Annotated in this window: 20 protein-coding genes and 3 pseudogenes; 8 read left to right on the top strand and 15 right to left on the bottom strand. The window is 59.1% G+C overall.

The features are described from left to right. Window positions 1–129: 129 nt before the first annotated feature. Genes CLU80_RS28645 through CLU80_RS28635 form a run of 3 tightly spaced genes read right to left on the bottom strand, consistent with a single transcriptional unit; the run spans window position 130 to window position 4,099 of the window. Window positions 130–2,364 carry a xanthine dehydrogenase family protein molybdopterin-binding subunit gene (locus tag CLU80_RS28645; protein ID WP_099759146.1) on the bottom strand — a complete coding sequence of 745 codons (2,235 nt, stop codon included), beginning with the start codon at window positions 2,362–2,364 and terminating at the stop codon, window positions 130–132. After that, window positions 2,361–2,834: a (2Fe-2S)-binding protein gene (locus tag CLU80_RS28640; protein WP_093431633.1), complete on the bottom strand. Its 474-nt coding sequence runs from the start codon at window positions 2,832–2,834 to the stop codon at window positions 2,361–2,363. The genes CLU80_RS28645 and CLU80_RS28640 overlap by 4 nt, the downstream gene beginning before the upstream one ends. Next, window positions 2,831–4,099 (bottom strand): c-type cytochrome, encoded by a 1,269-nt coding sequence (locus CLU80_RS28635; RefSeq protein ID WP_353617010.1) that lies wholly within the window; start codon window positions 4,097–4,099, stop codon window positions 2,831–2,833. The genes CLU80_RS28640 and CLU80_RS28635 overlap by 4 nt, the downstream gene beginning before the upstream one ends. 307 nt (window positions 4,100–4,406) lie before the next feature. Between CLU80_RS28635 and CLU80_RS28630 the strand changes: the two genes are divergently transcribed. Continuing rightward, window positions 4,407–5,606, top strand: coding sequence for an MFS transporter (locus CLU80_RS28630; RefSeq protein WP_099759144.1), 1,200 nt, complete (start codon window positions 4,407–4,409; stop codon window positions 5,604–5,606). 94 nt (window positions 5,607–5,700) lie between these two features. Further along, window positions 5,701–6,624, top strand: a complete 924-nt coding sequence (locus CLU80_RS28625; RefSeq protein ID WP_093431642.1) for a LysR family transcriptional regulator — start codon at window positions 5,701–5,703, stop codon at window positions 6,622–6,624. Between the two features lie 10 nt (window positions 6,625–6,634). Here the strand turns inward: CLU80_RS28625 and CLU80_RS28620 are convergent, their stop codons facing one another. From CLU80_RS28620 to xylA, 4 genes are all read right to left on the bottom strand, one after another. Then, window positions 6,635–7,771 carry a sugar ABC transporter permease gene (locus tag CLU80_RS28620; protein ID WP_099759143.1) on the bottom strand — a complete coding sequence of 379 codons (1,137 nt, stop codon included), beginning with the start codon at window positions 7,769–7,771 and terminating at the stop codon, window positions 6,635–6,637. Next, window positions 7,772–9,328 (bottom strand): D-xylose ABC transporter ATP-binding protein, encoded by a 1,557-nt coding sequence (gene xylG, locus CLU80_RS28615; protein ID WP_099759142.1) that lies wholly within the window; start codon window positions 9,326–9,328, stop codon window positions 7,772–7,774. A 164-nt stretch (window positions 9,329–9,492) separates the two neighbouring features. After that, complete coding sequence (gene xylF, locus CLU80_RS28610; protein ID WP_016986083.1) at window positions 9,493–10,494, bottom strand: D-xylose ABC transporter substrate-binding protein; 1,002 nt, start codon at window positions 10,492–10,494, stop codon at window positions 9,493–9,495. A gap of 148 nt (window positions 10,495–10,642) precedes the next feature. Beyond that, the gene (gene xylA, locus CLU80_RS28605) at window positions 10,643–11,959 is read right to left on the bottom strand and encodes a xylose isomerase (RefSeq protein WP_099759141.1); all 1,317 of its coding nucleotides are present in this window, start codon (window positions 11,957–11,959) and stop codon (window positions 10,643–10,645) included. A 175-nt stretch (window positions 11,960–12,134) separates the two neighbouring features. Between xylA and CLU80_RS28600 the strand changes: the two genes are divergently transcribed. After that, window positions 12,135–13,316, top strand: coding sequence for a XylR family transcriptional regulator (locus CLU80_RS28600; RefSeq protein ID WP_099759140.1), 1,182 nt, complete (start codon window positions 12,135–12,137; stop codon window positions 13,314–13,316). Window positions 13,317–13,373: 57 nt separating this feature from the next. Continuing rightward, on the top strand, window positions 13,374–14,030 hold the full coding sequence (locus CLU80_RS28595; RefSeq protein ID WP_099759139.1) for a dTMP kinase: 657 nt from the start codon (window positions 13,374–13,376) through the stop codon (window positions 14,028–14,030). Between the two features lie 49 nt (window positions 14,031–14,079). Here the strand turns inward: CLU80_RS28595 and CLU80_RS28590 are convergent. Then, window positions 14,080–14,428 (bottom strand): annotated as a pseudogene (locus CLU80_RS28590) (alpha/beta hydrolase fold domain-containing protein); the annotation flags it as partial. 84 nt (window positions 14,429–14,512) lie between these two features. Here CLU80_RS28590 and CLU80_RS28585 point away from each other — a divergent pair. Beyond that, window positions 14,513–15,289 (top strand): SDR family NAD(P)-dependent oxidoreductase, encoded by a 777-nt coding sequence (locus CLU80_RS28585; RefSeq protein ID WP_099759428.1) that lies wholly within the window; start codon window positions 14,513–14,515, stop codon window positions 15,287–15,289. A gap of 55 nt (window positions 15,290–15,344) precedes the next feature. On the opposite strand, the pseudogene CLU80_RS28580 reads toward CLU80_RS28585, so the two are convergent. From CLU80_RS28580 to CLU80_RS28555, 6 genes and pseudogenes are all read right to left on the bottom strand, one after another. Continuing rightward, window positions 15,345–16,405, bottom strand: a pseudogene (locus CLU80_RS28580) (ArsO family NAD(P)H-dependent flavin-containing monooxygenase). 228 nt (window positions 16,406–16,633) lie between these two features. Continuing rightward, window positions 16,634–17,149, bottom strand: a complete 516-nt coding sequence (locus tag CLU80_RS28575) for a cupin domain-containing protein (protein WP_093432626.1) — start codon at window positions 17,147–17,149, stop codon at window positions 16,634–16,636. 122 nt (window positions 17,150–17,271) lie between these two features. Continuing rightward, entirely contained in the window at window positions 17,272–17,580 is a 309-nt protein-coding gene (locus tag CLU80_RS28570; protein WP_502694636.1) for a MarR family winged helix-turn-helix transcriptional regulator, read from the bottom strand. 184 nt (window positions 17,581–17,764) lie between these two features. After that, window positions 17,765–18,673 carry a LysR family transcriptional regulator gene (locus CLU80_RS28565; RefSeq protein WP_099759137.1) on the bottom strand — a complete coding sequence of 303 codons (909 nt, stop codon included), beginning with the start codon at window positions 18,671–18,673 and terminating at the stop codon, window positions 17,765–17,767. A 6-nt stretch (window positions 18,674–18,679) separates the two neighbouring features. Next, the gene (locus CLU80_RS28560; RefSeq protein WP_099759136.1) at window positions 18,680–19,882 is read right to left on the bottom strand and encodes a low temperature requirement protein A; all 1,203 of its coding nucleotides are present in this window, start codon (window positions 19,880–19,882) and stop codon (window positions 18,680–18,682) included. Between the two features lie 74 nt (window positions 19,883–19,956). After that, entirely contained in the window at window positions 19,957–20,730 is a 774-nt protein-coding gene (locus tag CLU80_RS28555; RefSeq protein WP_090401062.1) for an SDR family oxidoreductase, read from the bottom strand. 769 nt (window positions 20,731–21,499) lie between these two features. Between CLU80_RS28555 and CLU80_RS28545 the strand changes: the two are divergent. The 3 genes and pseudogenes from CLU80_RS28545 (at window position 21,500) to CLU80_RS30755 (ending at window position 23,860) form a co-directional block, all read left to right on the top strand. Next, window positions 21,500–22,929: pseudogene (locus CLU80_RS28545) on the top strand (IS1182 family transposase). Between the two features lie 264 nt (window positions 22,930–23,193). After that, on the top strand, window positions 23,194–23,505 hold the full coding sequence (locus tag CLU80_RS28540) for a hypothetical protein (RefSeq protein ID WP_099759134.1): 312 nt from the start codon (window positions 23,194–23,196) through the stop codon (window positions 23,503–23,505). Between the two features lie 103 nt (window positions 23,506–23,608). Continuing rightward, entirely contained in the window at window positions 23,609–23,860 is a 252-nt protein-coding gene (locus CLU80_RS30755) for a hypothetical protein (protein WP_024012637.1), read from the top strand. 98 nt (window positions 23,861–23,958) lie between these two features. On the opposite strand, the gene CLU80_RS28530 is transcribed toward CLU80_RS30755, so the two are convergent. After that, window positions 23,959–24,327 carry a hypothetical protein gene (locus CLU80_RS28530; protein ID WP_095135724.1) on the bottom strand — a complete coding sequence of 123 codons (369 nt, stop codon included), beginning with the start codon at window positions 24,325–24,327 and terminating at the stop codon, window positions 23,959–23,961. Window positions 24,328–24,427: the final 100 nt, after the last annotated feature.

Below are 24,427 nucleotides of genomic sequence, written 5' to 3'. Positions count from 1 at the left end.
GTGGGGCCGCGAACCAGTGCCGCTAACTTAACCGGGTGTCGTGAGGGTGATAATCGGTGACCGGCGCTACGCTGTTTTGCGCACGGCGCAATGGCGCCCGTGCTCATCAGCGATGAACACGGACGTGGCTCAGGCGGATTGGTTTGAGCGCGTCAGCGGTAGGTTCAGCCAGCGCCGGCCAGTGGCGTTGGCGACGGCGTTGCCAAGGGCGGCGGCCATCGGCCCCTGGACGATTTCAGCGGCGCCAAGGAAGGGTTCTCCCGGCTGGTCGAGCAAATGCACATCGACTTTTTTCGGCAGTTGCGTGAAACGCAGAATCGGATAGCCGCTCCAGTCGTAGCTGCGAATGCCGCCCGCGTCGTAGGCGACTTTTTCGTACAGGGTCCAGCTCGCGGACTGCACGATGCCGCCCTCGACCTGATTGCGCAGGCCATCGGGGCTGACGATCTGGCCAACGTCCACCGCCGTCACCACGTGATCGATGCGGATCTCGCCAGTCTGCGGATGCACTCGAAGTTTCACCGCGATGGCGCAGTAACCCATGATGTTTTTGTAGCGGGCAAAGGCGAAACCGATACCAGCGCCGGGCTCGCTGCTTTTTTGCGGCCAGCCGATCTCGTCACGCACACGTTCCACCACCGCGCGAGCACGTGGGTCGCTGAGATGGGCCAGACGCAAGGCGACCGCGTCGATGCCGGCCCGGATCGCCAGCTCGTCGATACTCGCCTCGATGGCAAAGATGTTGATGTGCGCACCGAGCGAACGCATGGCCGAGGTGCGAAAGGGCATCTCGGTGACGAAGGTCATGTTGATGCGCGTCGAGTTCAACGCGTACAACGGCACCGCGTTGCGATCACCATCGCCCTCAGGCTGAGCGATTGGCACGGATGGCGCCGAGGCAAAAGACCGCGCGAGCAAGCGTGCCGGCAACAGCCGCCCGGCGTTGACGATGCGTTCGTTGTGCGGAGTGGTCCAGAGTTCGTAGGCCCAGTCCTGCAGTCGACCGTGGCTGAGGCCGGCGTCGACTTCGGAGACCATCGCCGAGCTATACGGCTCCCAAAGATTTTCCTGCTCGCGCATCCATTGCACGCGCACCGGCGTCCCGGGCACGCGCAGGGCAATCAATGCTGCATCGGCGGCGGCATCATCGGCGCCGTTGTGGCCGTAACACCCTGAGCCTTCGGTATGAATACAGCGCACCCGTTCAGGCGGCAGACCAAGCATTTCGGCAATCCCGGCGCGCAGCGGGTAAACACCTTGCGTGTGGGTCCAGACGGTAAGCGTGCCGTCCTTGAACCAGGCGACTGCGCAAGACGGGCCGATTGAGCCGTGCATCAGATATTGCTTGGTGACCCGCGCCTGAAAACGCGTGTCGGCCGCGCCGCTTGGCGTGCCGCTGTTGCTGATCGGATAGCGCCGTGAGGGCAGACGTTTGAGCAGACCATGAATCTCAGTCGCCTCGGGAATCGCCTCGCCGCCGCTCCATTGCGTCACCTCGCTGGCACGGCGCATGGCTTTGATCGCTTGCCACTCATCACCGGCGACCACCGCCAGATAGTTGCCATCGCGGATCACCTTGACCACGCCAGCCAGCGCTTCGATGGACGCCGCGTCGAATGCTTGCAACGTGCAGCCCGGACGGGGCGGGCGGATCACCCGCGCATGCAGCATGCCCGGCAGGCGCATGTCCTGGACGAAGGCTGCACCACCGCTGACCTTCGCCGGAATGTCGAGGCGCGGCAACGAATGGCCGATCAGTTTGAAATCAGCGGCGGCCATCGCCGGTGACTGAGCCTTGGCGTATTGGTGCACATCGACATGCTTGACCGCGTCGGCATAACTCATCTGCTGGCCGGCCGGGCCTACGATCACAGCGTCGCGGGTGCTCAGCAGTGCTGCATCAACCTGCCAACTGCGCGCGGCGGCATCGACGAGCATTTCGCGCACCTGCGCGGCGGCGTTATACAACGCGGTACCGCTGTCGAAAATACTGTGGCTGCCGGCGGTGTAGCCTTCGTTGGGCGTCAGCGCGGTGTCGGCGGTGAGCAGGTTGATGGCGGTCGCCGGCACCTGCAAACGCTCGGCGGCGATTTGCAGCAGCGCGGTTTTGACCCCGGTGCCCAATTCAACCTTGCCGGTGTAGACGGTGATGCCGTCGGCGCCGATGCGGATCCAGGCGTCGAGAAACGGGTTGGTGCGCAGGCTTCCGGGCAGGTCGGGCGCGAGGACCACGGTGCCGAGCGTATCGACTTCCGTATCCGCCAACACACGCCGCGCCACCGGCATCAGGGTGAACGCCATCAGCAGAGCACCACCACGCAGGAAGGCGCGTCGGCTCGGGTTCAATTCATTCGACTCACTCATGTCAGGCTCCCGTTGTGCCCGGCCACCTGCTTGATCGCCTCGATGATCCGCAAATGCGTACCGCAGCGGCACAGGTTGCCGGCCATGTGCTCGCGAATGGTCGCCTCATCCGGGTGGCGATTACGCTCAAGCAACGCCTGCGCGCGCATCAGCATGCCGGCAATGCAGTAGCCGCATTGCGCGGCCTGTTTCTCGATGAACGCCGCTTGCAGAGGGCCAGGTTTTACCGCACTGCCGAGGCTTTCCACGGTGCGGATTTTTTTGCCTTCGAGACCGGCGCAGGGCGTCAGGCAGGCGAACACCGGTTGATCATCGACGATCACCGTGCAGGCGCCGCACTGACCGAGACCGCAACCGTATTTGGCGCCGTTGAGGTTCAAGTGATTGCGCAGCGCATACAGCAGCGGCATGTCCGGCTCCAGCTCAAGCGCTTGCGCTGCTCCGTTGACGTTGAGAGTGATCTGGCTCATTTCGTCTCCTGACGTAACGCTTCAATAGTGGAAGAGAGGTCGGCCCACGGTTGATCGGGGCGGGCTTGCTCACGCAGATACGCGGCCAGTGCGCCGAGTTGCGCGTTGTCCAGGCTGGCGGCGAATGCAGGCATCAGCGGACCGGGCGATCCGGCTGTGGCGGGCAAGCCTTCAAGCACGGTTTTGAGGAAGTTGCGCGAGCTGGCCGCTTGCAGCGCCGAGGTGTTTTGCAGGCCCGGGCGACCATCGATGGTGCGCATCGGCGCCGCCGGGCCATGGCAACCGGCGCAGGCGCTGCTGAAGAGCAGGGCGCCGGTCGAGTGGTCTGCCGCTTCGCTGGCAGGCGTCTTTGGCGGCGGTTGCGTCAGTGGGTGCGGGTTTTCCAGGCTGAGCAAATACTCGGCAATCGCCTCGGCTTCACTGGCGGGCAAGCGGGCCAGACTCAAGCTGACCGGACGCATCGGCCCGGCGGGTGTGCCGTGGCCATCAACGATCTCGGCGCGCAGATAGCCGACCAGTTGCGCGCGACTCCACGGGTTGCTGCGTTGCCCCATGCCGACTATCGCCGGCGCGTACCAGCCGTCAACGCTGCCGCCCTGTAGGTATTCCGAGGACTTCTCCGCGCCGATCAGGTTCAGCGGCGAATGGCAGCCGGCGCAATGGCCCGGGCCGTCGACCAGATAACGTCCGCGATTCCACGCCTCGCTACGCCCCGCCAGCGGCGTCAGTGGCTCACCGTGCAGGAACAGCAGGTTCCAGAACGCCACCAACGGACGAATATTCATCGGGAAATTCATCTGGTTGTGCTCGGCCGGCGCGTGCACGGCGGGGCCGCTCATCAAGTAGGCATAGGCGTCGGCGATGTCTGCTGCGCTCATGCGCCGGTAGTGCACGTAGGGGAACGCCGGATAGAGGAAGTGACCATCGCGAGCAATGCCTTGACGCATCGCCCGCTCGAAGGCCGGCAGCGACCATTGGCCGATACCGGTCTCAGCGTCCGGGGTGATGTTGGTGCTGTACAGCGTGCCGAACGGCGTTACCAGCGGCAGCCCGCCGGCCAGATATTCACCGCCGGGGCGGGTATGGCAGACCGCACAATCGCCGGCCTCGACCACCCGCGCGCCGCGTTGCAACTGCGCAGTATCGAACATCGTCGGGCGCTTGATCGGCGCAATTGCCGGGCGCCACATCAGCCAAACGGCGCCGATCAGGCCGAGCACCGCGACGACGGCCACGCTGATCCATAACGTTCTGGACTTCAGCAAGTGGCGGTTCATGAGACGGAGAAAAACGCGGCAGGCAATGGCAGAACGGATGGGATACGGGTCATGACAACGCTCCTTGTAACAGCCGGGGAAGGGCGCCCCTGGGAACGACGGCGCCAAGGGCCAAAGCGTAGAGAAACCGTCATCACGGGAGAATCACCCGCGCGCGCAACAGCGCGTTGCGCGAGAAGCAACGCTTGCGCCGTTGCACCGGACGCATCACTGCGTTGCTCGCCGCGTGGATTCTGCGCGTCGCCACAGGGCCGTAGCCTTGGCAGCACTTTCCTGAACTCAATGAGGTGTCATCATGCTCACGGGTAACCCGGCCGTTGCGGCGAATGCCGAACAGACAACTTCACTGTCCGGCCTGATGGTCGCGTTCCTGGCATTTTGCTGTGGCGCGGTCGTGGCCAATCTTTACTACGCGCAGCCGATCGTCGAACTGATTGCACCGCAGATCGGTCTGTCCAGCGCTAATGCCAGCCTGATCGTTTCGCTGACGCAATTTGGCTACGCGCTGGGCCTGTTACTGCTGGTGCCGCTGGCCGACCTGATGGAAAACCGTCGGCTGGTGGTCGGCTTCACCCTGGCGGCGAGCGTCACATTGCTGTGCGCCGGGCTGACCCATTCACCGTCGATGTTCCTGCTGTTGTCTTTGCTGATCGGTCTGACCTCGGTGGCCGTGCAGATCCTTGTGCCGTTGGCGGCGCACCTGGCGCCCGAGGCCAGTCGTGGCCGCGTCGTCGGCAATATCATGAGCGGTCTGCTGTTGGGGATTCTGTTGTCGCGGCCACTGTCGAGCCTGTTGGTTGAAGTGTTCGGCTGGCGCGGGGTGTTTTACAGCGCGGCGGCCCTGATGGCGGTCATCGCGCTGGTCACTGCGGTGGCGCTGCCGCGTCGGCTGCCGACGCATAAAGCTTCGTATGCTGCATTGATCGGTTCGGTGTTTGCCTTGGCCCGGCGCTATCCGCTGTTGCGTCAGCGCTCGTTGTATCAAGGGCTGCTATTTGCCAGTTTCAGCCTGTTCTGGACCCTCGCGCCGATTGAACTGATGCGTCACCACGGCTTCACTCAGGCACAAGTCGCGATCTTCGCGCTGGTTGGTGCGGTGGGTGCCATTGCGGCGCCGATTGCCGGACGTCTGGCCGATGCCGGGCATGGTCGTCGCGGCACGCTGGTCGCATTGCTGCTGGCGCCGGTTTCGCTGCTGATCGCCGCGCTCCCGGGCAGCGGCTATGTTTGGCTGGTGGTGTGCGCGGTGCTGCTGGATTTCGCCGTGCAATTGAACATGGTGCTCGGCCAGCGTGAGGTGTACGCCCTCGATCCGCACAGCCGTGCGCGCCTGAACGCGGTGTACATGACCAGTATTTTCGTCGGCGGTGCGCTGGGGTCGCTGGTTGCGAGCCCGTTGTACGAGCATTTCGGCTGGAACCTGTCCGCCGTCGCGGTGGCGCTGTTGCCAGCGCTGGCGCTCGGCTTGTTCCTGAGTCGCCAGGCCGATGTCTGAACAACCGGCGAGTGCGGGCAAGCACGGCGGTACAAGACGAGGGGGGAACAGTGATGCACAATCATCCGCGTTCCCTTTCGACCGGACCCCGCTTATGGACAAGTTGCTGGCACTGAAGATGTTTGTGGAAACCGTGCGCTGCGGGGGCTATTCCTCGGCAGCGCGCAAACTCGGGATATCAACGTCGTCAGTGACACGGCAAGTCGCAGGGCTGGAACACGAGTTGGGCGCGAGCCTGCTCAATCGCACCACGCGCAACACCAGCGTGACCGTTGCCGGCCAGACCTATTTCGAAAAAGCCGTGGCGATTCTCGACGCGATTGACGAGGCCGATGCCGTCGTTGCCGATCGTGGCGCCGAAGCGCAGGGCCGTCTGCGTATCAGCGTGCCGGTGGAGTTCGGTCGGCGCCTGATTGCGCCGCACCTGAGCCGCTTGCTTGAGCGGCATCCGGGACTTGAGATCAGTCTGTCGCTGAGCGATCAGGTCAGCGACCTGCTCAGCGAGCAGATTGATGTTTCGGTGCGGCTGGGATCGTCGGTGGTCAGTGAAGACATCGTCAGCAAACGCGTGGGGCAGTTCGAACGCTGGGTGGTGGCCAGTCCGGCGTATCTGGCGCGTAGCGCAGCGCTCTGTCACCCACGGGATTTGCTGGAGCATCAATGCCTGCGTTTCGATTACGGCGCCACCCACCAGCACTGGACTTTTCAGAATGAAGACGCGCCCATCCAGCTCAACGTCCACGGGCGCCTGCAAAGCAATAATGCCGACATCCTGCGCGAAGCCGCCATCGGCGGCGGCGGGGTGACGCTGCTGGCCGACTGGCTGGTACGCGACGACGTGGCAGCCGGCCGGCTGACCCGCTTGCTTGAGCAGTACGAGGTCAATCCCGGCAGCGCCAGCACGTGCATCAACGCGTTGTATTTACCCAATCACCGAGGGTCCAGCCGGATCAATGTGTTTATCGATTTCCTCATGGAAATTCTCAGCCCGGTGGCCGCAACCACGCCCGCAGCGTGACCCCTGCGGCTCAACGGCGCCCGGTCCGCGTACTCACATCCACCCAAACTGCCAGCACCAAAATGCTGCCCTTGACGATCATCTGCCAATAGCTGTCGACGTCAAGCATCGACATGCCGTTGTCCAGACTGGTAATGACCAGCGCGCCGAGGAGGGCGCCGTACACCGTGCCGGAACCGCCGCGCATGGAGGTGCCGCCGATAAAACACGCGGCGATGGCGTCAAGTTCGCCCATGCTCCCGGCCGAGGGCGAACCGGCGGCGAGGCGCGCGGTATTGACCACGCCGGCGAGGGCGCACATCACGCCCATGATTCCGAAGATCCACAGCTTCACCGCCTGCACATTGATCCCGGACAGGCGCGTCGCTTCCATATTGCTGCCCACGGCATAGACGCGCCGCCCGAACACGGTCTGACTGGTGACGTAGCTGAACACGCCCAGCAGAATCAGCAACAGCAGGACCGGCACGGGAATGCCGTCATAGCTGTTCAGCGTCTGCACGAAAGCGGCGAGCACGGCGCCGATCACCAACACGCGGACGACATCACGCACCAACGAATGCGCCGCGAGGCCGTGCAGGGCGCGATTGCGCCGCTGTTTCCAGGTCAGGAACACCGTCAGCGCGAACAGAAAAATGCCCAGGCCAGTGCCGATTGCGTGGGGCAGGTAACCCTGGCCGATGTAGACCAGTTCCGGTGATACCGGTGCGATGGTCGTGCCGCCGGTAATCCCCAGCAGAATCCCGCGAAACGCCAGCATGCCGCCCAGACCGACGATGAACGAGGGGATGCGCAGATAAGCCGCCATGTAACCGTTGGCGAGGCCAATCATCAGCCCGCAGAGGGCAACCAGACTCAGGTTCGCCAGCAGCGGAATGTGATAGACCACATCGAGAATCGCCGCGAGACCCCCGAGCAGACCGAGCAACGAGCCGACCGACAAATCGATCTCGCCGCTGATGATCACCAGCACCATGCCGCAGGCGAGAATGCCGGTGATCGACATTTGCCGCAGCAGATTGGAAAGATTGCGCGGGGTCAGGAATCCGCCCTCGGTCTGCCAGCTGAAGAACAGCCAGATCAGCACCACGGCAAACACCAGCGCGAGCATTTTGTAGCGGGTGAACAGTTGTTTGACCTGATTCATTTACGCGGATTTCCGATCATTATTGTTATGGCTGCCAGGCTGGCTGAGGGCGGCGGCAAGCACCTGTTCCTGGGTGAGTTCATGGTTGATGAAGTCACCACGCAACTGGCCTTCGCCGATCACCAGCACGCGGTCGGAAACACCCAGCACTTCGGCCAGTTCCGACGAGACCATGATGATCGACACGCCGGCAGCGGCCAGCGCGCCCATCAACTTGTAGATTTCGTATTTGGCGCCGACGTCCACACCTCGGGTCGGCTCATCGAGAATCAGCACCCGGGGTTTGGCCAGCAGCATCTTCGCCAGCACGGCTTTTTGCTGATTGCCCCCCGAGAGGCTGGTGATCGGCAGGAACGGGCTGGCGGTCTTGAGGTGCAGGCGCGAGATTTCCCGATCAATGCAGCCCAGTTCGGCTTCGGCATCGATGCGGGTCAGTTTTGAGTAGTTGTCCAGCACGGCGAGGGTGATGTTCTGGCCAACGCCTAGGTCAGGAATAATGCCTTGGCGCTTGCGGTCCTCCGGCACCAGGCACAGGCCGGCACGGATGGACTTGAGCGGCGTGCGCGTGTCGATGGCTTGCCCGTCCAGCCAGACTTCGCCCTCGTGGCGCCCGGGGTAAGCGCCGAACAGCGCGGTCACCAGTTCGGTGCGGCCTGCGCCGACCAGCCCGGCGATACCAAGGATCTCGCCGCGTTTGAGCACGAAGGAAACATCGTCGACCCGTTTGCGCTTGGGGTTGTCGACGTCGTAGCAGGTAATGTGCCGGGCCTCGAAAATCACCTCGCCAATGTCGTGTGGCTCGCTGGGATAGAGGTTGCTCATTTCCCGCCCGACCATCTGGGTGATGATCTGCGCAATGTCCATGTCGGCCATGGCAGTGGTGCCGATGTGTTTGCCGTCGCGGATCACCGAAATGGTGTCGCACACGGCGGCGACTTCATCGAGCTTGTGCGAGATGTAGACGCAGGCCACGCCTTTGGCTTTGAGGTCGCGAATGATGTCCAGCAACACCTCGATTTCCGAACGGCTCAAGGCTGATGAAGGCTCGTCGAGGATCAGCAGGCGGGCCTTCTTGTTCAGGGCCTTGGCGATTTCCACCAGTTGCTGATAGCCGCCGCCGTACTGCGAAACCGGCAGCGATACGTTCATGTCGGGGACTTTCAATTCGCGCATCAGGGCTTCGGCGCGGTGAATCATCGCCGGGTAATTCATGCGTCCGCCGGGCAGTGTCAGCTCGTGGCCCATGAAAATGTTTTCGGCCACCGACAGGTCGGGCACCAGCGTCAGTTCCTGGTGAATGATGACGATGCCGGCAGCTTCCGTTTCACTGATCGATTGCGCTCTGAGTGGTTGCCCGTCCCAGAGGATTTCACCGTCCCAGGTGCCGTGCGGGTAGACCGCCGAAAGGATCTTCATCAGCGTCGACTTGCCGGCGCCATTCTCGCCGCACAGGCCAACGCACTCGCCGGGCCTGACCTTGATGTCGATGCCGTTCAGCGCTTTGACACCGCCGAAGGTTTTGACGATGCCGTTCATTTGCAGCAGATAGTCGGACATGGAGAGGGCTCGTATATCAAAGACTCACACACCACGAAACCTGTGGGAGCGAGCTTGCTCGCGAAAGCGTCAGTTCAGACAATGCTTCGTTGACTGACACAACGCCTTCGCGAGCAGGCTCGCTCCCACAAGGGTTTTCGTATAACCGGGGATTTGTGATGTGATCACTTCCCGGCAATCTGCGCCTTGGTGTAGAAGCCGTCCTGTTCGAGCAGGTCGATGTTGTCCTTGGTCAGCGGGGTTGGCGTGAGCAGGATGGTGTCGACTTTTTTGCTGCCGTTGTCGTACTGCGAGCTGAAGGCGGGTTTTTCGTTGCGCGCCAGTTGTACCGAGAGCTTGGCGGCTTCGCTGGCGATCAGTTTCAATGGTTTGTACACGGTCATGGTTTGCGTGCCGGCGATCACGCGCTTGACTGCGGCAAGGTCGGCGTCCTGCCCGGAAATCGGCACCTTGCCGGCCAGTTGCTGCGCCGCCAGTGCCTGAATGGCGCCGCCGGCCGTGGCGTCGTTGGAGGCGACGATGCCGTCGATTTTGTTGTCGTTGCGGGTCAGGGCGTTTTCAACAATGCTCAACGCTTCGGTCGGGTTCCATTCCTTCACCCACTGCTGGCCGACGATCTTGATATCACCCTTGTCGATGGCCGGTTGCAGCACTTTCATCTGGCCTTCACGGAGGATCTTGGCGTTGTTATCGGTGGGCGCACCACCGAGCAAAAAGTAATTGCCCTTGGGCGCCGCTTTCAGCACGCCGCTGGCCTGCATCTCACCGACCTTTTCGTTATCGAAGGAAATATAGGCGTCGACATCGGCGTTGAGGATCAGGCGATCATAGGACACGACCTTGATCCCGGCCTTCTTCGCTTCGGCCACCGCATTGGTCAGCACCGTGGCGTTGAACGGCACGATGACGATGACATCGACGCCCCGGGAAATCAGGTTTTCGATCTGGGAAATCTGCTTCTGCTCGTTGGCATCCGCCGACTGCACGAAGACCTTGGCGTCCATTTTTTCGGCCGCCGCAACGAAGTAATCACGGTCACGCGACCAGCGTTCTAGGCGCAGATCATCAATGGAGAAACCGATTTTCGGGTGGGCTGCGTCAGCCAGCACCGGCAGCGACAGCAAGGCCAGAGCAGTGGCCAATAACGTGCGTTTTACGTTCTTCATGTGGGGCGTCCTTTTATTGTTGTTGGAAAGACACGGCCTGATGATGAGTATCGGGCTGGTAAAACTGTAGAGAATCCGCAGACGCCGCAGGCACAGAATTGTCGTGCAATTGTCACAGCGTCGAAGCGCCGGCAGATTCTCGTAGCGATCAGCGATAGAGGTAGCGGTTGACGATGTTCTCGAGCATTTCCTGGCGGCCGCTGACGGCTTGCGGGTTCAACTCGTTGGTGAACGCGAGCTCGGCCAACGACTCAAGGTTGAAATCGCCCGCCATCAGCGCCTGCCCGAACGGCTGCTGCCAACCGGCGTAGCGTTGGTCCTTGAGCCGTTGCAGTTCGTCGTTCTGCACCATGGCCGCTGCGCGTTCTAGCGACAGGGCGAGAACGTCCATGGCGCCGACGTGGCCATGGAACAGATCGATCTGATCGAGGCTCTGGCGGCGAACCTTGGAGTCGAAGTTGAAACCGCCATTCTTGAAGCCGCCGGCCTTGAGAATTTCATAGGTGGCCAGGGTCATCTCTTCGACGCTGTTAGGGAATTGGTCGGTGTCCCAGCCGTTTTGCGGATCGCCACGGTTGGCGTCGATGCTGCCGAAAATCCCCAAGGAAACGGCCGTCGCAATTTCGTGATGAAAGCTATGCCCGGCCAGGGTCGCGTGGTTGGCTTCGATGTTGACCTTGATTTCGTGTTCCAGCCCGAACTGCTGAAGAAAGCCGAACACGGTGGCGCTGTCGTAATCGTATTGGTGCTTGGTCGGCTCCTGCGGCTTAGGTTCGATCAGCAGGTCGCCGGTGAAACCGATTTTGTGCTTATGCTCGACCACCATGCGCATAAAGCGGCCCAGTTGTTCGCGCTCCCGTTTCAAGTCCGTGTTGAGCAGGGTTTCGTAGCCTTCGCGGCCGCCCCACAACACGTAGTTGGCGCCTTTCAGGCGATGGGTCGCGTTCATGGCGCTGAACACTTGGGCAGCGGCGCAGGCGAACACTTCCGGATCGGGGTTGCTCGCGGCGCCGGCAGCGAAACGCGGGTTGCTGAAGCAATTGGCGGTGCCCCACAACAGCTTGATCCCGCTTTGTTCCTGATGTCGCTCGAGGTGATCAACCATCTGTGCGAAATGGTTGCGGTACTCCTTCAGTGACTGGCCTTCCGGAGCGACGTCCGTGTCATGGAAGCAGTAATAGTCGATACCCAGTTTGGAGAAGAATTCGAAGGCCGCGGCTGCTTTGCCGATCGCCAATTCCATGGGATCGCCGGCGTGTTGCCAAGGGCGCTTGAACGTCCCCGCACCGAACACATCGGAACCCGGCCAGACGAACGTGTGCCAGTAACAGGCGGCCATGCGCAGGTGTTCGCGCATGGGTTTGCCGAGGATGAGTTTGTCGGCGTCGTAGTGACGGAAGGAGAGGGGGGAATCGCTGTTTGGGCCTTCGTAGCGAATCGGCTCGACATCAGGGAAATACTGCATGGACCTTGTCCTTGTTGTTCTTGGCGGTGTCTCGATACTAGCAACGGCCCCGACCCCGCTGATTATGAAAAGCATCAACACGGGGTGCGATTTTGCGTATTGAGCTTCTTCGGCCAGGCGCCTAGTCTGTGTCAATCGCCTCTGTGACAAGGGGCTCGGGACAAGCATAAAAACAATGAAAACCGTACCGCCTGTTCACCGCATCGCTCTGTTGTTCAACGGCAGCAAGATCTACGACCGTGGCATCATCAGCGGCATCGGCAACTACCTGAGCAGCACTCGGGCCTCCTGGGACCTGTTTCTGGAAGAGGATTTTCTCTGTCGTTTGAAAGGCATCGAGCGCTGGCAGGGTGACGGGATCATCGCCGACTTCGACGATCCGCTGATTGGCGAGGCGTTGGCCGACATTCAGTTGCCGGTGGTGGCAGTAGGGGGCTCGTACGAAGATAAGCGCGCCTATCCGAAAGCGATTCCCTACGTCGCCACCGATAACAACGCACTGATAACGCTGGCCTACACGCACTTGATCGAGGCGGGACTGCAGCGTTTCGCCTGTTTCAGCCTGCCTGAAGCGCAGGCCAATCGCTGGGCGCAAGAGCGCGAAAAAGCCTTCCGCAAATTGATGAAGCGCGATGGTCTGCACGGCGAAATCTATCGCGGCATGGGCACCAGCGCACCGCTGTGGGACAGCGCCGTCGAACAACTGATCGCCTGGCTGCAAAGCCTGCCCAAACCCATCGGCATCATCGCCGTCAGCGACGCCCGCGCGCGCCAGTTGCTGCAAGCCTGTCTGACCGCAGGCATTGCCGTGCCGGAGCAAGTGGCCTTGATTGGCATCGACAACGACCCGCTGACCCGCAGCCTGACCCGCGTGCCGCTGAGTTCAGTCATCCAGGGCACCGAAACCATGGGCCGTACCGCCGCGCAATTACTCCACCAGATGCTGCACGGGATGCCGTCCACCGGTACGCAGATCCTGATCCCGCCGGATGCTGTGAACGTGCAGGTGTCGAGCTTGCACCAACCGTTGGGCAATCCGTACGTGATGCGGGCGCTGCTGTTTATCCGACAATACGCTTGCCAGGGCATCAAAACGGCGCAGGTGGCGGCGTATGTCGGTGTGTCGCGTTCATCACTCGAAGCGCATTTCCGCGCCGAGCGAGGCTGCAGCGTGCATGACGAGATCCTGCGTTTCAAACTGGCAGCCGCCACCAGCGGATTGAAAAATACTGACTCGGTGATCGCCGACGTGGCGCGCAGTTGCGGGTTTAAATCTGCGCAGTATCTGCACACGGTGTTTCGCCGGGAGTTTGGCTGTACCCCGCGGGAGTATCAGCAAGGGGCAGGGATGCGCTGATGGAATACCGGAAATGAGGTTAGAGTGGGCATCAATGTCTTGATTGTTGCGTGAACAATGAATCGTCCGCTGTTCGTTTCTCTGGATGGGCCCAAAGGCACCGGCAAAACCACACTGTTGGAGGCCGTTACGCAAGTACTGAGGGCGGGCAACCAGAAAGTCATCCGGCTTTGCGAGAGAAAAAGCGATCCGTTCAGGGGTGAAACCATGGCCTTGGTCAACACGCTGGCGAGAAATCCTTGCCGGGATCTGGAGTGGGCTGTGTGTCAGCGCCTTGCGGATAGCCGTCGCTGGATCTCCCAGAACGTTCTGACGAAGCAGCCGCTGGACAGCATCATCTTGATCGATCGCTGGTATCCCTCGGATGCCGCGTTTCGCCAAACCATCCCGTTTGCCGAGATTCTTCAATTGAATATGGAGCGAGACGTGCGGGTGCCAGATCTGCATGTCGGCGTCGTCACCGATCCGGATATTTCGTGGGCGAGGGCGGCGACGCGCTCGCGGGGACTGGGCGGCACTGTGATCCAGAAGCACGCCGCACATGTGGCGTGTACGGAAATGTTCGAGCAAGCGGTCAAGGATCACGGCTGGATGTTGTGCCGTAATGAAGGAACGGTTGAGCAGGCGACGATGCTGGTGGTTTCTCGGATCTATGAGGTGCTTGGGTTGAACGTCGAAGTGGATGCCAGGCTTGGCGCTCAGGGTATCGCGTAGACCTTGAAGTTCAGTGGACACGGCCCTGCCAACGCGGTTGCTCTGCGTTTTAGCGCTTAGCGTCGGCCAAGCCAGCCTCGATGAAGCGAACGGAACTCTCCATAGCCTGCTGACCTTCTGGCAGCATGGTGGCGTAGAAGTGCCAGGCGTGGAACATCGCAGGCCATACTTCCAGGTTCACGCGAACTCGGTTATCAGCCAGGTGAGCTGCAAGGCGCATTGCATCTCAACATCAGCTCGTTCTCGCCGATCTGCACCAAGATTGGTGGAAGACCGGTGACGTCCGTGAACACAGGTGAGGCCAGAGGATGATTGGCCAATGTGTCGCCCAGGAATGCTCTGGCGAGGATTTCCAGGACAGGCTTGGAGTTCAGAGGATCCAGACCTTCAAAGCCCGAATCATGCCTTGATGCATAAACATTTCGTCGCGCGGCAGTCGCAAGCCTCGTGTGCTTCGCAAACCTTCAACAGAGGCAACGATGATGAATTCAACCTGGGCAGATCAAGTGGCACTTGTGAGTGGAGCGGGCAGTGAGCTTGGAATCGGTATGGCCATTGCCCATCGCCTTGGCGCTCAAGGGGCCAAGTTGATCGTCACGGCAAGCAGCGCACGCATCAATGAGCGGGTTGCGGAGTTACGTGCCGCCGGCTTCGAAGCAGTGGGTCGACCGGTCGACTTGACTCAGGAAAATCAGGTGAGTGAATTCGTCGCTTGGGCTGAGGCCGTCTGGGGCCGCATCGATATTCTTGTAAATAATGCCGGTATGGCGATGCAAGGGAGTCCAGAACAGTTCTCCGAGTTCACGAGTACGAGCCTCGAAAGCTGGAATCTATCCATCGCTAGAAATCTGACAACTGCGTTTCTGTTAACCCAAGGGGTGTTGCCTGGGATGCGAGCGAGAGGCTATGGCCGCATAGTGAACATCAGCTCAACTACCGGCACGCGGGCCAGTAATCCAGGGGAGGCTGCTTACAGTGCTGCAAAGGCGGGAATGGTAGGAATGAACATGAGTCTAGCCCTTGAGGTGGCTCATCAAGGTATCACGGTGAATTCAGTTGCCCCTGGCTGGATAGCTACAGGGTCGAGCACGCCTGATGAAGTCAAAGCCGCATGTTCTACGCCTCTCGGGAGAGCGGGGCGACCAGACGAAGTGGCCGCAGCCGTTGTATTCCTGGCTTCACCTGAAGCGAGTTACATCACAGGGGAATTGCTCGTGGTGGATGGAGGCAATTGCCTGGTTGAGAACAAAGCGGGTTAAGACATTTTAATTCCTGAGAGGGACCTCAACGTTGCCTGAACTGCGCTGCGCCGACTCACTGCTCCAGCAAAAACCGCTCAATTTCCTCAACGGTACACTGCGCGCCGTTCGGGTCACGCCGATCAGTGTCGCGGAAGCGGCACCAGTCCAGTCGCCATAACCCACCAACCACAAACGCGGTTCCTGAATCGAATGCGTACCTTTGACGGCCACGCGCCCGTCGGCGGAACACACGCCCAGTGATTCCAGATAGCCGAGGGCAGGGCGGAAGCCGGTGCACCAGATCACCGCGTCGACCGGCGTTTGCGAGCCATCAGCCCAAGTCACGCCGGTCTCGGTGAAGCGCAGGAACGGCCGAACCGCGTGCAACACGCCGCGCTCCCGTGCCTCAACGACTGGCGGCACCATCACGATATCGCCCAGGCCGCCAACGGGCTGTTCAATGACGATGCCGGCCAGTTGCGCTTTCCAGCGCTCGGTGGCTCGCTCGAAGAGCACGCGTCCATCAACGTCATCGGCAAGAAACTCTGGCGGCTGCGGAGTAACCCAAGTGGCATCGGCCACTTGCGAGACTTCAGCGAGGATCTGCGCACCGGAGTTGCCACCGCCCACCACCAGGACTTTTTTCCCCGCAAACGGCTTGGCGTTAACGTAATGGGCCGAATGCAATTGCTGACCCGTAAAGGTTTCGCTGCCTGGGTAATGCGGCAGGTAGGGATGACGCCAAGTGCCGGTCGCACTGACCACGGTACGGGCCAGCCAATTGCGACCCTGGGCTTTTACGTTGAGGTGATTGCCCCGACGTTCAATAGCGTTGACCCAGTAGGGCCGTGCGACAGGAAATTGGTAGCGTTGCTCATACTGGCGCAGGTAATCGACTACGTTGTCGCGACTGGGGTAACCGTCAGTGACCGGAGGCATCATCCAACCGGCGATGGAACTCCAGGTCGACGGTGAAAACAGTCGCAGGGAATCCCAGCCATGCCGCCAGGCGCCACCCGGTGCTGCTTCGGCATCGATAATGACAAAGGAACGCCCGGTTCGGCGCAGGAAGTAAGCGACGGCGAGTGCAGACTGGCCACCGCCAATAATCGCAACATCCACTTCGGCAGGCATGGGGAATCCTTGGGTCAGCGAAAGTCAGGTCAAGTTAATCCATTTGAAGCGGACGTTTGTTGATGTTGCTCAATCGGCGGCGTTGTAATGGATATGATTTAACATAATATACATTACACGTAACAAGATGTTTCGAGATTAGCCACGTTGCCCGCGAGATTTCATTCTCCTGCAATGCCCCAAACCGGCTTTCCCTCCAACCTGATTAATCCTCTGAATCTGCATCGCTCAATCCTCATCCCGCGTCAGCTTTTCAATCAATGCTCGATGCTGTGGAAACGCTGTAGTGAGCTTCTGGCGATTCCCCATCTCCATGTCGGCAAAATCAAATCCTGGCGAAACCGCTTCACTGATCAATCCAAATCCGTTTGTCCCGTCCAGCAATCGTGATGCTTTCCAGATGCCGCCCGGTACGTGCAATTGCAAGCGCTGTCCTGCGAGAACATCGTTGCCCATGATGACTGTCTGCAATGAACCGTCCGCATGGATCAGGCTGTATTCGAGTGCGTCGCCCAAGTGGAAATAATGCAGGATGTCAGACTGATTGAAATGAAACTGGCCCACCGGTGATTGCTCGGTCAGCAGATAGTAGATCGACGTCATCAGGTAACGTGGGCCGCCAGCGGTTTCGAGCCAATCGCGATGGTCTGACTGATAGGTTCTACGAAAATAGCCGCCTTCGAGATGAGGCTCGAGATTCAGCGCATTGATCACGTCTTGTGTGCTTGCTTTACGTTGAATCATCGCCCGCCCCCTTGATTTTATGGTGGTTTTTTATAGCTCAACTAAACGACCATTTAGTGTAGTTAAGCGCATATCGAAGACGAATGACGAACTTTCCAGACAAATTTCGATCTTCCGCTGATTCACTCCTCACTCGGGTCATAACTGTTCACATTGGGCACTTGCAGATGCAGGCGGCCAAGCAAGTCGACCAACGTATCGACCTCAGCCGGGGTCAATCCGCTGAGCAGACGCGACTCTCGCTCAAGTGCAACTTTGAGCACGCGGTCATGCAGTTCTTTACCGCTGGCCGTCAATCGCACGGTGTAACGCCGTGCATCCTTGGGATCCAACTGACAAGTGATCCGCCCCGCTGCTTCCAGCGTCTGCAATGAACGACTGACAGCGCTCTTGTCGAGACCGATCGCCTGGCAGATTCGATAATCGGTCAATAGCGGACGTTTACAGGGGGGGAATCTGCCTCTATGCCTTTGAAAACATGCGTCCCGGGCGGCCAAACTTGGCGATAGTGCTCCCGACGGTTACAAGACCTACCCAGTCAAGATCCGCCTCACGCAAATATAAGCCTAGGGCGCTGGATGCGGCGTCCAGGCTTTACCGCCAATCGAAACGGCGTTACTTACTCTGCAGATACGGCGCCATCAAGCCGGCAAACCACTCGATAAATGCACCGAGGCGCCGGGAGCGTTGGCGACGATCCGGATACAGCAAAGACACGGTCATCGACGGCGGCCGGTAAGCGGCCAGCACCTCCACCAGCTCGCCGCTATCCAGTAAATGCTGCACATCGAACAACGGCACCTGAATCAAACCGAGCCCTGTGCAGCACGCGGCGATGTAGCTTTCCGCATTATTGACCACGAGTTGACTGGGCAGTGGAAACGACTGGCGGACGCCGTCGAGACAATATTCCCACTGAGCCTCTTGCCCGCCCGACCCCGCCACATAGCCGACGCATACGTGCCGCTCCTGCAACTGGGCAAGCTCGGTGGGCACGCCAAATTCGGCCAGGTAGGCGGGGCTGGCGCAGTTGATCAGCAACACCTGCCCCAACGGTTTCACTACTAGGCTGCTGCTCTGCGGCGTGCCGAAACGAATCACACAATCGACGCCCTCCTGCACCAGGTCTATCGCCCGGTCGGTGGAACCCAGGCCCAGTTGCAGGCGCGGATAACGCTGGAAAAACTCGGGAAGCGCGGGAATGAGTAGGCGCCGGGCGATACGGCTGGGCACATCGACTTCCAGGCGCCCCATCACCTGCTCTTGATGGGTGTGGAACAGTTGGTCGATCTCATCGATCTCGACCAACACTTGGCGCGCTCGCTGCAGTAACTGGGTGCCGTCGGTGGTCAATGACACCTTGCGCGTGGTGCGGTGCAACAAGCGCGTTCCGGCATTGGCTTCCAATTGTTGAATGGCCGCCGATACTGTGGCACGCGGCAGTTTAAGCAGTCGTGCGGCCTGGATGAAACTGCCGAGCTCAGCCACCTGAACGAAAACGCGGTACTGCTCGATGCGGTCCATGGGTTATCAGTGCTCGACGACGGCGTTAGCCTGTTTCGCTCGAAACCGGCGCACCACCCGCCATTCCACGAAACTGACGATCAACAACACCATGGTGGTCAACGTGCCCACCATCAGCAGGTCGGTCAAAACCGCAATCGGCGCCAGCGCCAGCAATAGCACGATGCCGGCCAGGTGCGATTTGGCGACCACCTGATACACCTCGCGTTTGTACAACAGGCTGGCGAATAGAAAGATCATGGGCCCCAGCAGCAGGGTCACGACGTAGGCCGTGTTCATGTGCTTGTCGGGGTGGGCCATGACCAGATCATTGCCGACGGCCGTGGCAATGATGCCGGCCACCAGCACTGCGTGAATGTAATGAAAGTAAGCGCCGGTGCGCCCAGGGTCCTTGGAGTGGGTAACGCAATGAATGGCGTCTTTGCTCGCCGTGCCGAAGTACAACCACCACATAGCCAGAGTGCCCAGTAAGGTCACCAATAACCCCACCAACACGGGAATATCCCAGTGCTCGGTTTCGGCGAGCACCGCGCCGCTGGCCAGCAGCGTTTCGCCCAGTGCGACAATCACAAACAGCTGGCAACGCTCGGCTAGATGCGCGCCCTCGATGGTCCAGTCACTGGTGCGCGAGCGTCCCAGCCCCGGCAGCGCAAAGCCGAACATGGGCGACACGTACTCACACAGCACCGCGATTAGCCATAGGCCGATACGCCACGGCCCTTCCATAAACGCGCCCGCCAACCAGAACGCCGCGGCAATCACTACCCAGCCGAGCATGCGCTTGAAGTTCGGTGCCAGCGCGTGTTCACCGGGCAAATGCAGCACGATAAAGGCGGTACGGCCTACCTGAATCGCCACATAGGCCAGCGCAAACACTAAGCCCCGCTCGCCAAAGGCTTCAGGAATGCTCGCCGCCATCAGCAAGGCGGGAAACATCAGGGCGAAGATCAGGCCGCGCACCCTCGGGGTTTCCGGGTTAAACCAGTTGGTGACCCAGCAGGTGTATTGCCAGCCAAGCCATACCGCGAACCACAGAATAAGGGTCTCCATCACGCCGACCAGGGTCAGGTGATGGAGCAGGCCGTGGCTGAGTTGGGTCACGGCGAAGACATAGACGAGATCGAACAACAGCTCTTCGAACGTCACCCGCGCATGGTGACCATCACGGTGGCGAAGTAACGGGTGATGTGCAGACTGATCGGCGCTCATAGCAACCCCATGGCCTGGTTTGTCGGGAAAAGTGTTAACGCGACATTGCGGGGTTGCAATCGTTTTTTCGCCCGTTACTTGGTGGTGTAACCGCCGTTGATCAAAATCGTCTGGCCCGTCACCCACCAGCCATCACTCACCAGGTTGCGAATAAACGGCACCACATCCTCGATATCAGTCAGGCCCGTGCGCGAGAACGGCGAAAGCGCGGCGGCGGTCTTATGATAGTTCACCGCATCCTGACCTTCGGCCGGATAGAAAAACGGAGTATCCATCGGGCCAGGGCCCACTGCCGTCACTGAAATACCACGCGCGCCAAGTTCTTTCGCAGCCGCTCTGGTGAACTGCTCCACCGGCGCTTTGCTGCCGGCATACGCCGCGTAGAACGGCGTGAACGCGCCGAGCAACGAGGTGACGATGGTGCAGATCTTGCCGTTGTCGTTGAGGTGCTTACCGGCTTCCTTGAGAAAGAAAAACGCGGTTTTGGAGTTAACCGCCATCATCTCGTCGTACTCAGCTTCGGTGATCTCGGCCATAGGCTTTTTCAACACCTTGCCCACGGTGTTGATCGCAATATCCGGGCGCCCGACTGCGGCCACGGCATCGCTGAACAGCTTTTCCACTGCACCGGCAGTGGTCAGGTCTGCCTGCAACGCCACTGCCTTGGCTCCCAACGCTTCGAGAGCCGCCACGGTGGCGTTGGCATCGCCCTGGCTGGAGGCGCTGTTGTAATGCACCACCACAGCCTTAGCGCCGTGCTGGGCGAGATCGCGAGCGAGCAAGCCGCCGAGATTTTTCACACCGCCGGCGATCAGTACGACCTTGCCGTTGATTGAATGTTTGGACATGACAACGCTCCTGGGCTGGGAAAGGTACGACCCAGTCTAGAGCGGCCGCGGGCAAAGATAAGCACACTGATGCTGGATGCACTGTTCAGTTTTTTCAGCCAATCAGCGTAAAGTTACTTTCCCGACTCTAAACGTCCGCTGTTATCGAGTCAGGTGAATGACCGCATATGGCCCAGAGTGTGTAAAAACGCCAAGGGGTTCACTTTTAGGTTCTTCACCTGCCGGAAATCTATAAGCCTCGTGTCCCCGCACTCATACCGTATTGACGTTAGCAGCTGCGCCGATAGTGCCTCCGGAAACACATACGATGAAGTCGGCCGCTCTTTGGCAGAGGGTGGCGTGCGATGATCGGATTACGAGGGTAAGAGGCATGAGCGAGAGCGGGTCAATGTCGATACGTTCTCCTGATGTGCCGCGAAGCGACAATGTCAGTTCCGTCCATTGGCGATCATCTGAACCTGCGCAGTCACCGTCAGAGTCAACATCACATCCGGTTCCCCATAGATGTTCAGCAATGCAATAAAAGGCCGGCAATGGTCTTTCTGGCGTGATTTGAATGGAATAGCAAGTAGACATGATTTGTTGGCCGCGCCTATCTGTCAGGAGGAGAAAGGGTATCTCGGAGCCTGAGGCTGAGCAATCAGAGTCGCTGCCCCCAGACCTTCTATATATAGGCATCCATTGGTGTCTGCGATTGCCCCGGCGTATGTAGAAACGACTCCGTGATCCCTTGCTATGATTGCTGAGGATTTTATCGCGGGGTTTGCCTATGAAGCGCTTTATCCAAGGTGAACACCGAGGCCAAGGCACCTTACTTCCCGAAAGCCTCGACGACTACGTCAGCGATACCAATCCGGTACGAGTAGTTGACGTTTTCGTCGACGAACTCAACTTGGTCAATCTAGGTTTTGAAGGTGCCATTCCAGCCGATACTGGACGGCCGGCTTACCACCCCGCGATCCTGCTAAAGATCTACATCTACGGCTATCTCAACCGCATTCAGTCGAGCCGGCGGCTGGAGCGAGAGCTCAACGCAACGTCGAGCTGATGTGGTTGACCGGGCGTTTGATGCCGGATTTCAAGACCATCGCCAACTTCCGAAAAGACAACAGCAAGGCTATCCGAGGCGTCTGTCGCCAGTTCGTAGTGCTATGTCAGCAGTTGGGATTATTCGGTGAAAATCTGGTTGCCATTGATGGCAGCAAGTTTAAAGCAGTCAACAACCGCGACCGAAATTTCACCAGCGCCAAACTGAAGCGGCGCATGGAGGAAATCGAATCGAGCATCAACCGTTACCTAACGGCACTTGATACTGCGGATCGGCAAGAGCCCACATCCTCGGGAGCCAAGACGGTGCGGCTGGAAGAGAAAATCGCCAAGCTCAAAGTTCAAATGAAGGAGCTTCAGGCGATTGAAATACGGCTCAACGACTCACCGGATAAACAGGTGTCACTGACCGATCCATATGCGCGTTCAATGATGACGCGAGGTACAGGAATCGTTGGCTACAACGTGCAAACAGCAGTCGATGCTCAGCACCATTTGATCGTTGCTCATGAGGTGACCAATGTCGGTTCCGACCGTGATCAGCTCAGTTCAATGGCCAAGCAGGCGCGCGAGGCCATGGCATCAGATTCGCTTTCGGTGGTGGCCGACCGAGGCTATTTCAAAGGTGAGGAAATCCTGGCTTGTCACAACGCTGATATCACCGCGTATGTGCCCAAGCCAATGACCTCTGGAGCCAAAGCTGATGGGCGTTTTAACAACGATGCCTTTATCTATGACGCGGCGAACAATCACTATGTATGTCCAGCTGGAGAAACGCTGATATGGCGTTTCTCCAGCGTCGAGAAAGGCATGAAGCTGCATCGTTATTGGAGTTCAAAGTGTCAAGGCTGCGCCTTGAAAACACAGTGCACACCGAGCAAGCAACGCCGTATTCGGCGCTGGGAGCATGAGGCGATATTGGAAGAGATGCAGGTCCGGCTGAGCAACGCGCCGGACATGATGCGAGTCCGAAAGCGCACAGTTGAGCATCCCTTCGGGACGCTCAAACAGTGGATGGGTGCCACGCATTTTTTGACGCGAAGGCTGGAAGGCGTCAGTGCAGAAATGAGCTTGAACGTGCTCGCCTACAACATGAAGCGAGTTATGAAAATCCTTGGCACCAGCAGCTTAATGAAGGCGTTGTCAGCCTGAAATGGTTGTCTTTGTTGCCCACCTGGCATCGTAGGGGCTTTATTGAAGCCTCCAAGACCCGAGTGACGACCCGCAGGGCTTACCGCGAGCGACTACATAGCAAAAACCGTCGGTGCTACGTGCCGACATTGCACTGGCCCGTTTTTACACACTCTGGGCCAGAAGCGGACGCCCAAGGCCAACTTTTTTTCAACCCAAAGCAGTCATCATCGTGTTCAAGTATTATTGCGCCGATGCTCGGATTTTTCACAGGTAGGTTGATGTATGGCCAGAAGCGTTAGGCTTCAACAGAAACTTCATTCAAAGTATCTCGTTGAGGTAGCGGGAGAGGTGGTGCTTGATGACTGCCTTGTTGAAAAGCTATGGGCGCTCAACAGAGGTGACAGGTTTGAGTTGAATTCACGCTCCTCCAGTTTTGGACCTGTTCAAAAATACCGCTTGGAATACGTGATAACGAGAGGACCGATTTCTGGACATTGGCTCTACAAAGAATTTGACCCAAAGGAACTGACATTATTTTTTACGGCAAAAGACTTTGCTAGCATTTGCCATGGCTGGACCTTGTTTGACGAGTGACCACTCAGCGTTAGCTTCCTGGGAGGCAGCTCCTGGCCAATAACCGTGATTAAGCAACGAGCGTAATCTTTCGGCCTTCTCGCACAATTGAGGCAAGCAACAGATGACGGAACAGCTTTGCGTTGTATTCATTCCGGCGCTTTCGGTGGCTTTGCAAAGCGCCGAAACGAACAAAGGCTCCCCACTTACAGAGTCCGAGGCACTCAAAATCCGTGATCACGCGACGTGTGTTGCAGTTCCATTCGACGTCGCCCTGGATATGGAGAACGAACGTGGTTTCCGGGACTTAGTTGCCGAAGACTGCTGGAATGAATGGCAGCGACTACGGCTCTCAATGAAGAAATGCCCCCTCTGAATTGAACCAATACTCAGTCATAAGATGCAGTCTTCACCTGCCCATTGCTGCTGAAATGAGAGGCAGCTATTGGCCGATTGACGCCTGTCAGAAGCTTCCTAAAGTTGATCTGTCTCAAGCGCCAGTACCCAGCGGTTGAACGGCGCTGAGCCCGCCAAACCCAGCACGTCAAAGAACACCCATTTCCGAGTCTTTACCGAAAAAGACTGAACGGCTTGTCCGGGGGTAACCCTCTGTGCATTGCTGGTCGATATGACCTCACCAGACGCGCTTCCAATGTAAGGCGAGTTTCTGGGGTCAAGCATACCGACTTGCAACGTCCCGCAAGCGTCCGGAAGGTTCAAAGATAATGTTTCACCCGTTTCCAGGCGGCCCACGAACGTTCCATCAAACAAAATTGCCAGCGGGATAGCGTGGCCATAGGCGCTGTCAAACATTCCTTTCTTGCGCTGAATGGTGATGTCCATGTGTTGTCCTTAAGGTGCTCACTACACAGAGTGTAGTCGCACGCTTACGACGCACTGCGAGCGCGCGCACCGAGGTCTAACGCGCTCTAATTTGGCAGGC

This window comes from Pseudomonas sp. 29 (assembly GCF_002754355.1).
Lineage (GTDB): Bacteria > Pseudomonadota > Gammaproteobacteria > Pseudomonadales > Pseudomonadaceae > Aquipseudomonas > Aquipseudomonas neuropathica.
The sequence above is the reverse complement of the archived record's forward strand: the minus strand, read 5'-3'. Positions and strand labels throughout refer to the sequence as shown.

Bases quoted from the DNA above. Each gene is read 5' to 3' on its own strand.
- CLU80_RS28645 (WP_099759146.1), bottom strand. From the start codon at position 2,364: ATGAGTGAGTCGAATGAATTGAACCCGAGCCGACGCGCCTTCCTGCGT.
- CLU80_RS28640 (WP_093431633.1), bottom strand. From the start codon at position 2,834: ATGAGCCAGATCACTCTCAACGTCAACGGAGCAGCGCAAGCGCTTGAG.
- CLU80_RS28630 (WP_099759144.1), top strand. From the start codon at position 4,407: ATGCTCACGGGTAACCCGGCCGTTGCGGCGAATGCCGAACAGACAACT.
- CLU80_RS28625 (WP_093431642.1), top strand. From the start codon at position 5,701: ATGGACAAGTTGCTGGCACTGAAGATGTTTGTGGAAACCGTGCGCTGC.
- CLU80_RS28620 (WP_099759143.1), bottom strand. From the start codon at position 7,771: ATGAATCAGGTCAAACAACTGTTCACCCGCTACAAAATGCTCGCGCTG.
- xylG (WP_099759142.1), bottom strand. From the start codon at position 9,328: ATGTCCGACTATCTGCTGCAAATGAACGGCATCGTCAAAACCTTCGGC.
- xylF (WP_016986083.1), bottom strand. From the start codon at position 10,494: ATGAAGAACGTAAAACGCACGTTATTGGCCACTGCTCTGGCCTTGCTG.
- xylA (WP_099759141.1), bottom strand. From the start codon at position 11,959: ATGCAGTATTTCCCTGATGTCGAGCCGATTCGCTACGAAGGCCCAAAC.
- CLU80_RS28600 (WP_099759140.1), top strand. From the start codon at position 12,135: ATGAAAACCGTACCGCCTGTTCACCGCATCGCTCTGTTGTTCAACGGC.
- CLU80_RS28595 (WP_099759139.1), top strand. From the start codon at position 13,374: ATGAATCGTCCGCTGTTCGTTTCTCTGGATGGGCCCAAAGGCACCGGC.
- CLU80_RS28585 (WP_099759428.1), top strand. From the start codon at position 14,513: ATGAATTCAACCTGGGCAGATCAAGTGGCACTTGTGAGTGGAGCGGGC.
- CLU80_RS28575 (WP_093432626.1), bottom strand. From the start codon at position 17,149: ATGATTCAACGTAAAGCAAGCACACAAGACGTGATCAATGCGCTGAAT.
- CLU80_RS28565 (WP_099759137.1), bottom strand. From the start codon at position 18,673: ATGGACCGCATCGAGCAGTACCGCGTTTTCGTTCAGGTGGCTGAGCTC.
- CLU80_RS28560 (WP_099759136.1), bottom strand. From the start codon at position 19,882: ATGAGCGCCGATCAGTCTGCACATCACCCGTTACTTCGCCACCGTGAT.
- CLU80_RS28555 (WP_090401062.1), bottom strand. From the start codon at position 20,730: ATGTCCAAACATTCAATCAACGGCAAGGTCGTACTGATCGCCGGCGGT.
- CLU80_RS28540 (WP_099759134.1), top strand. From the start codon at position 23,194: ATGGCCAGAAGCGTTAGGCTTCAACAGAAACTTCATTCAAAGTATCTC.
- CLU80_RS30755 (WP_024012637.1), top strand. From the start codon at position 23,609: ATGACGGAACAGCTTTGCGTTGTATTCATTCCGGCGCTTTCGGTGGCT.
- CLU80_RS28530 (WP_095135724.1), bottom strand. From the start codon at position 24,327: ATGGACATCACCATTCAGCGCAAGAAAGGAATGTTTGACAGCGCCTAT.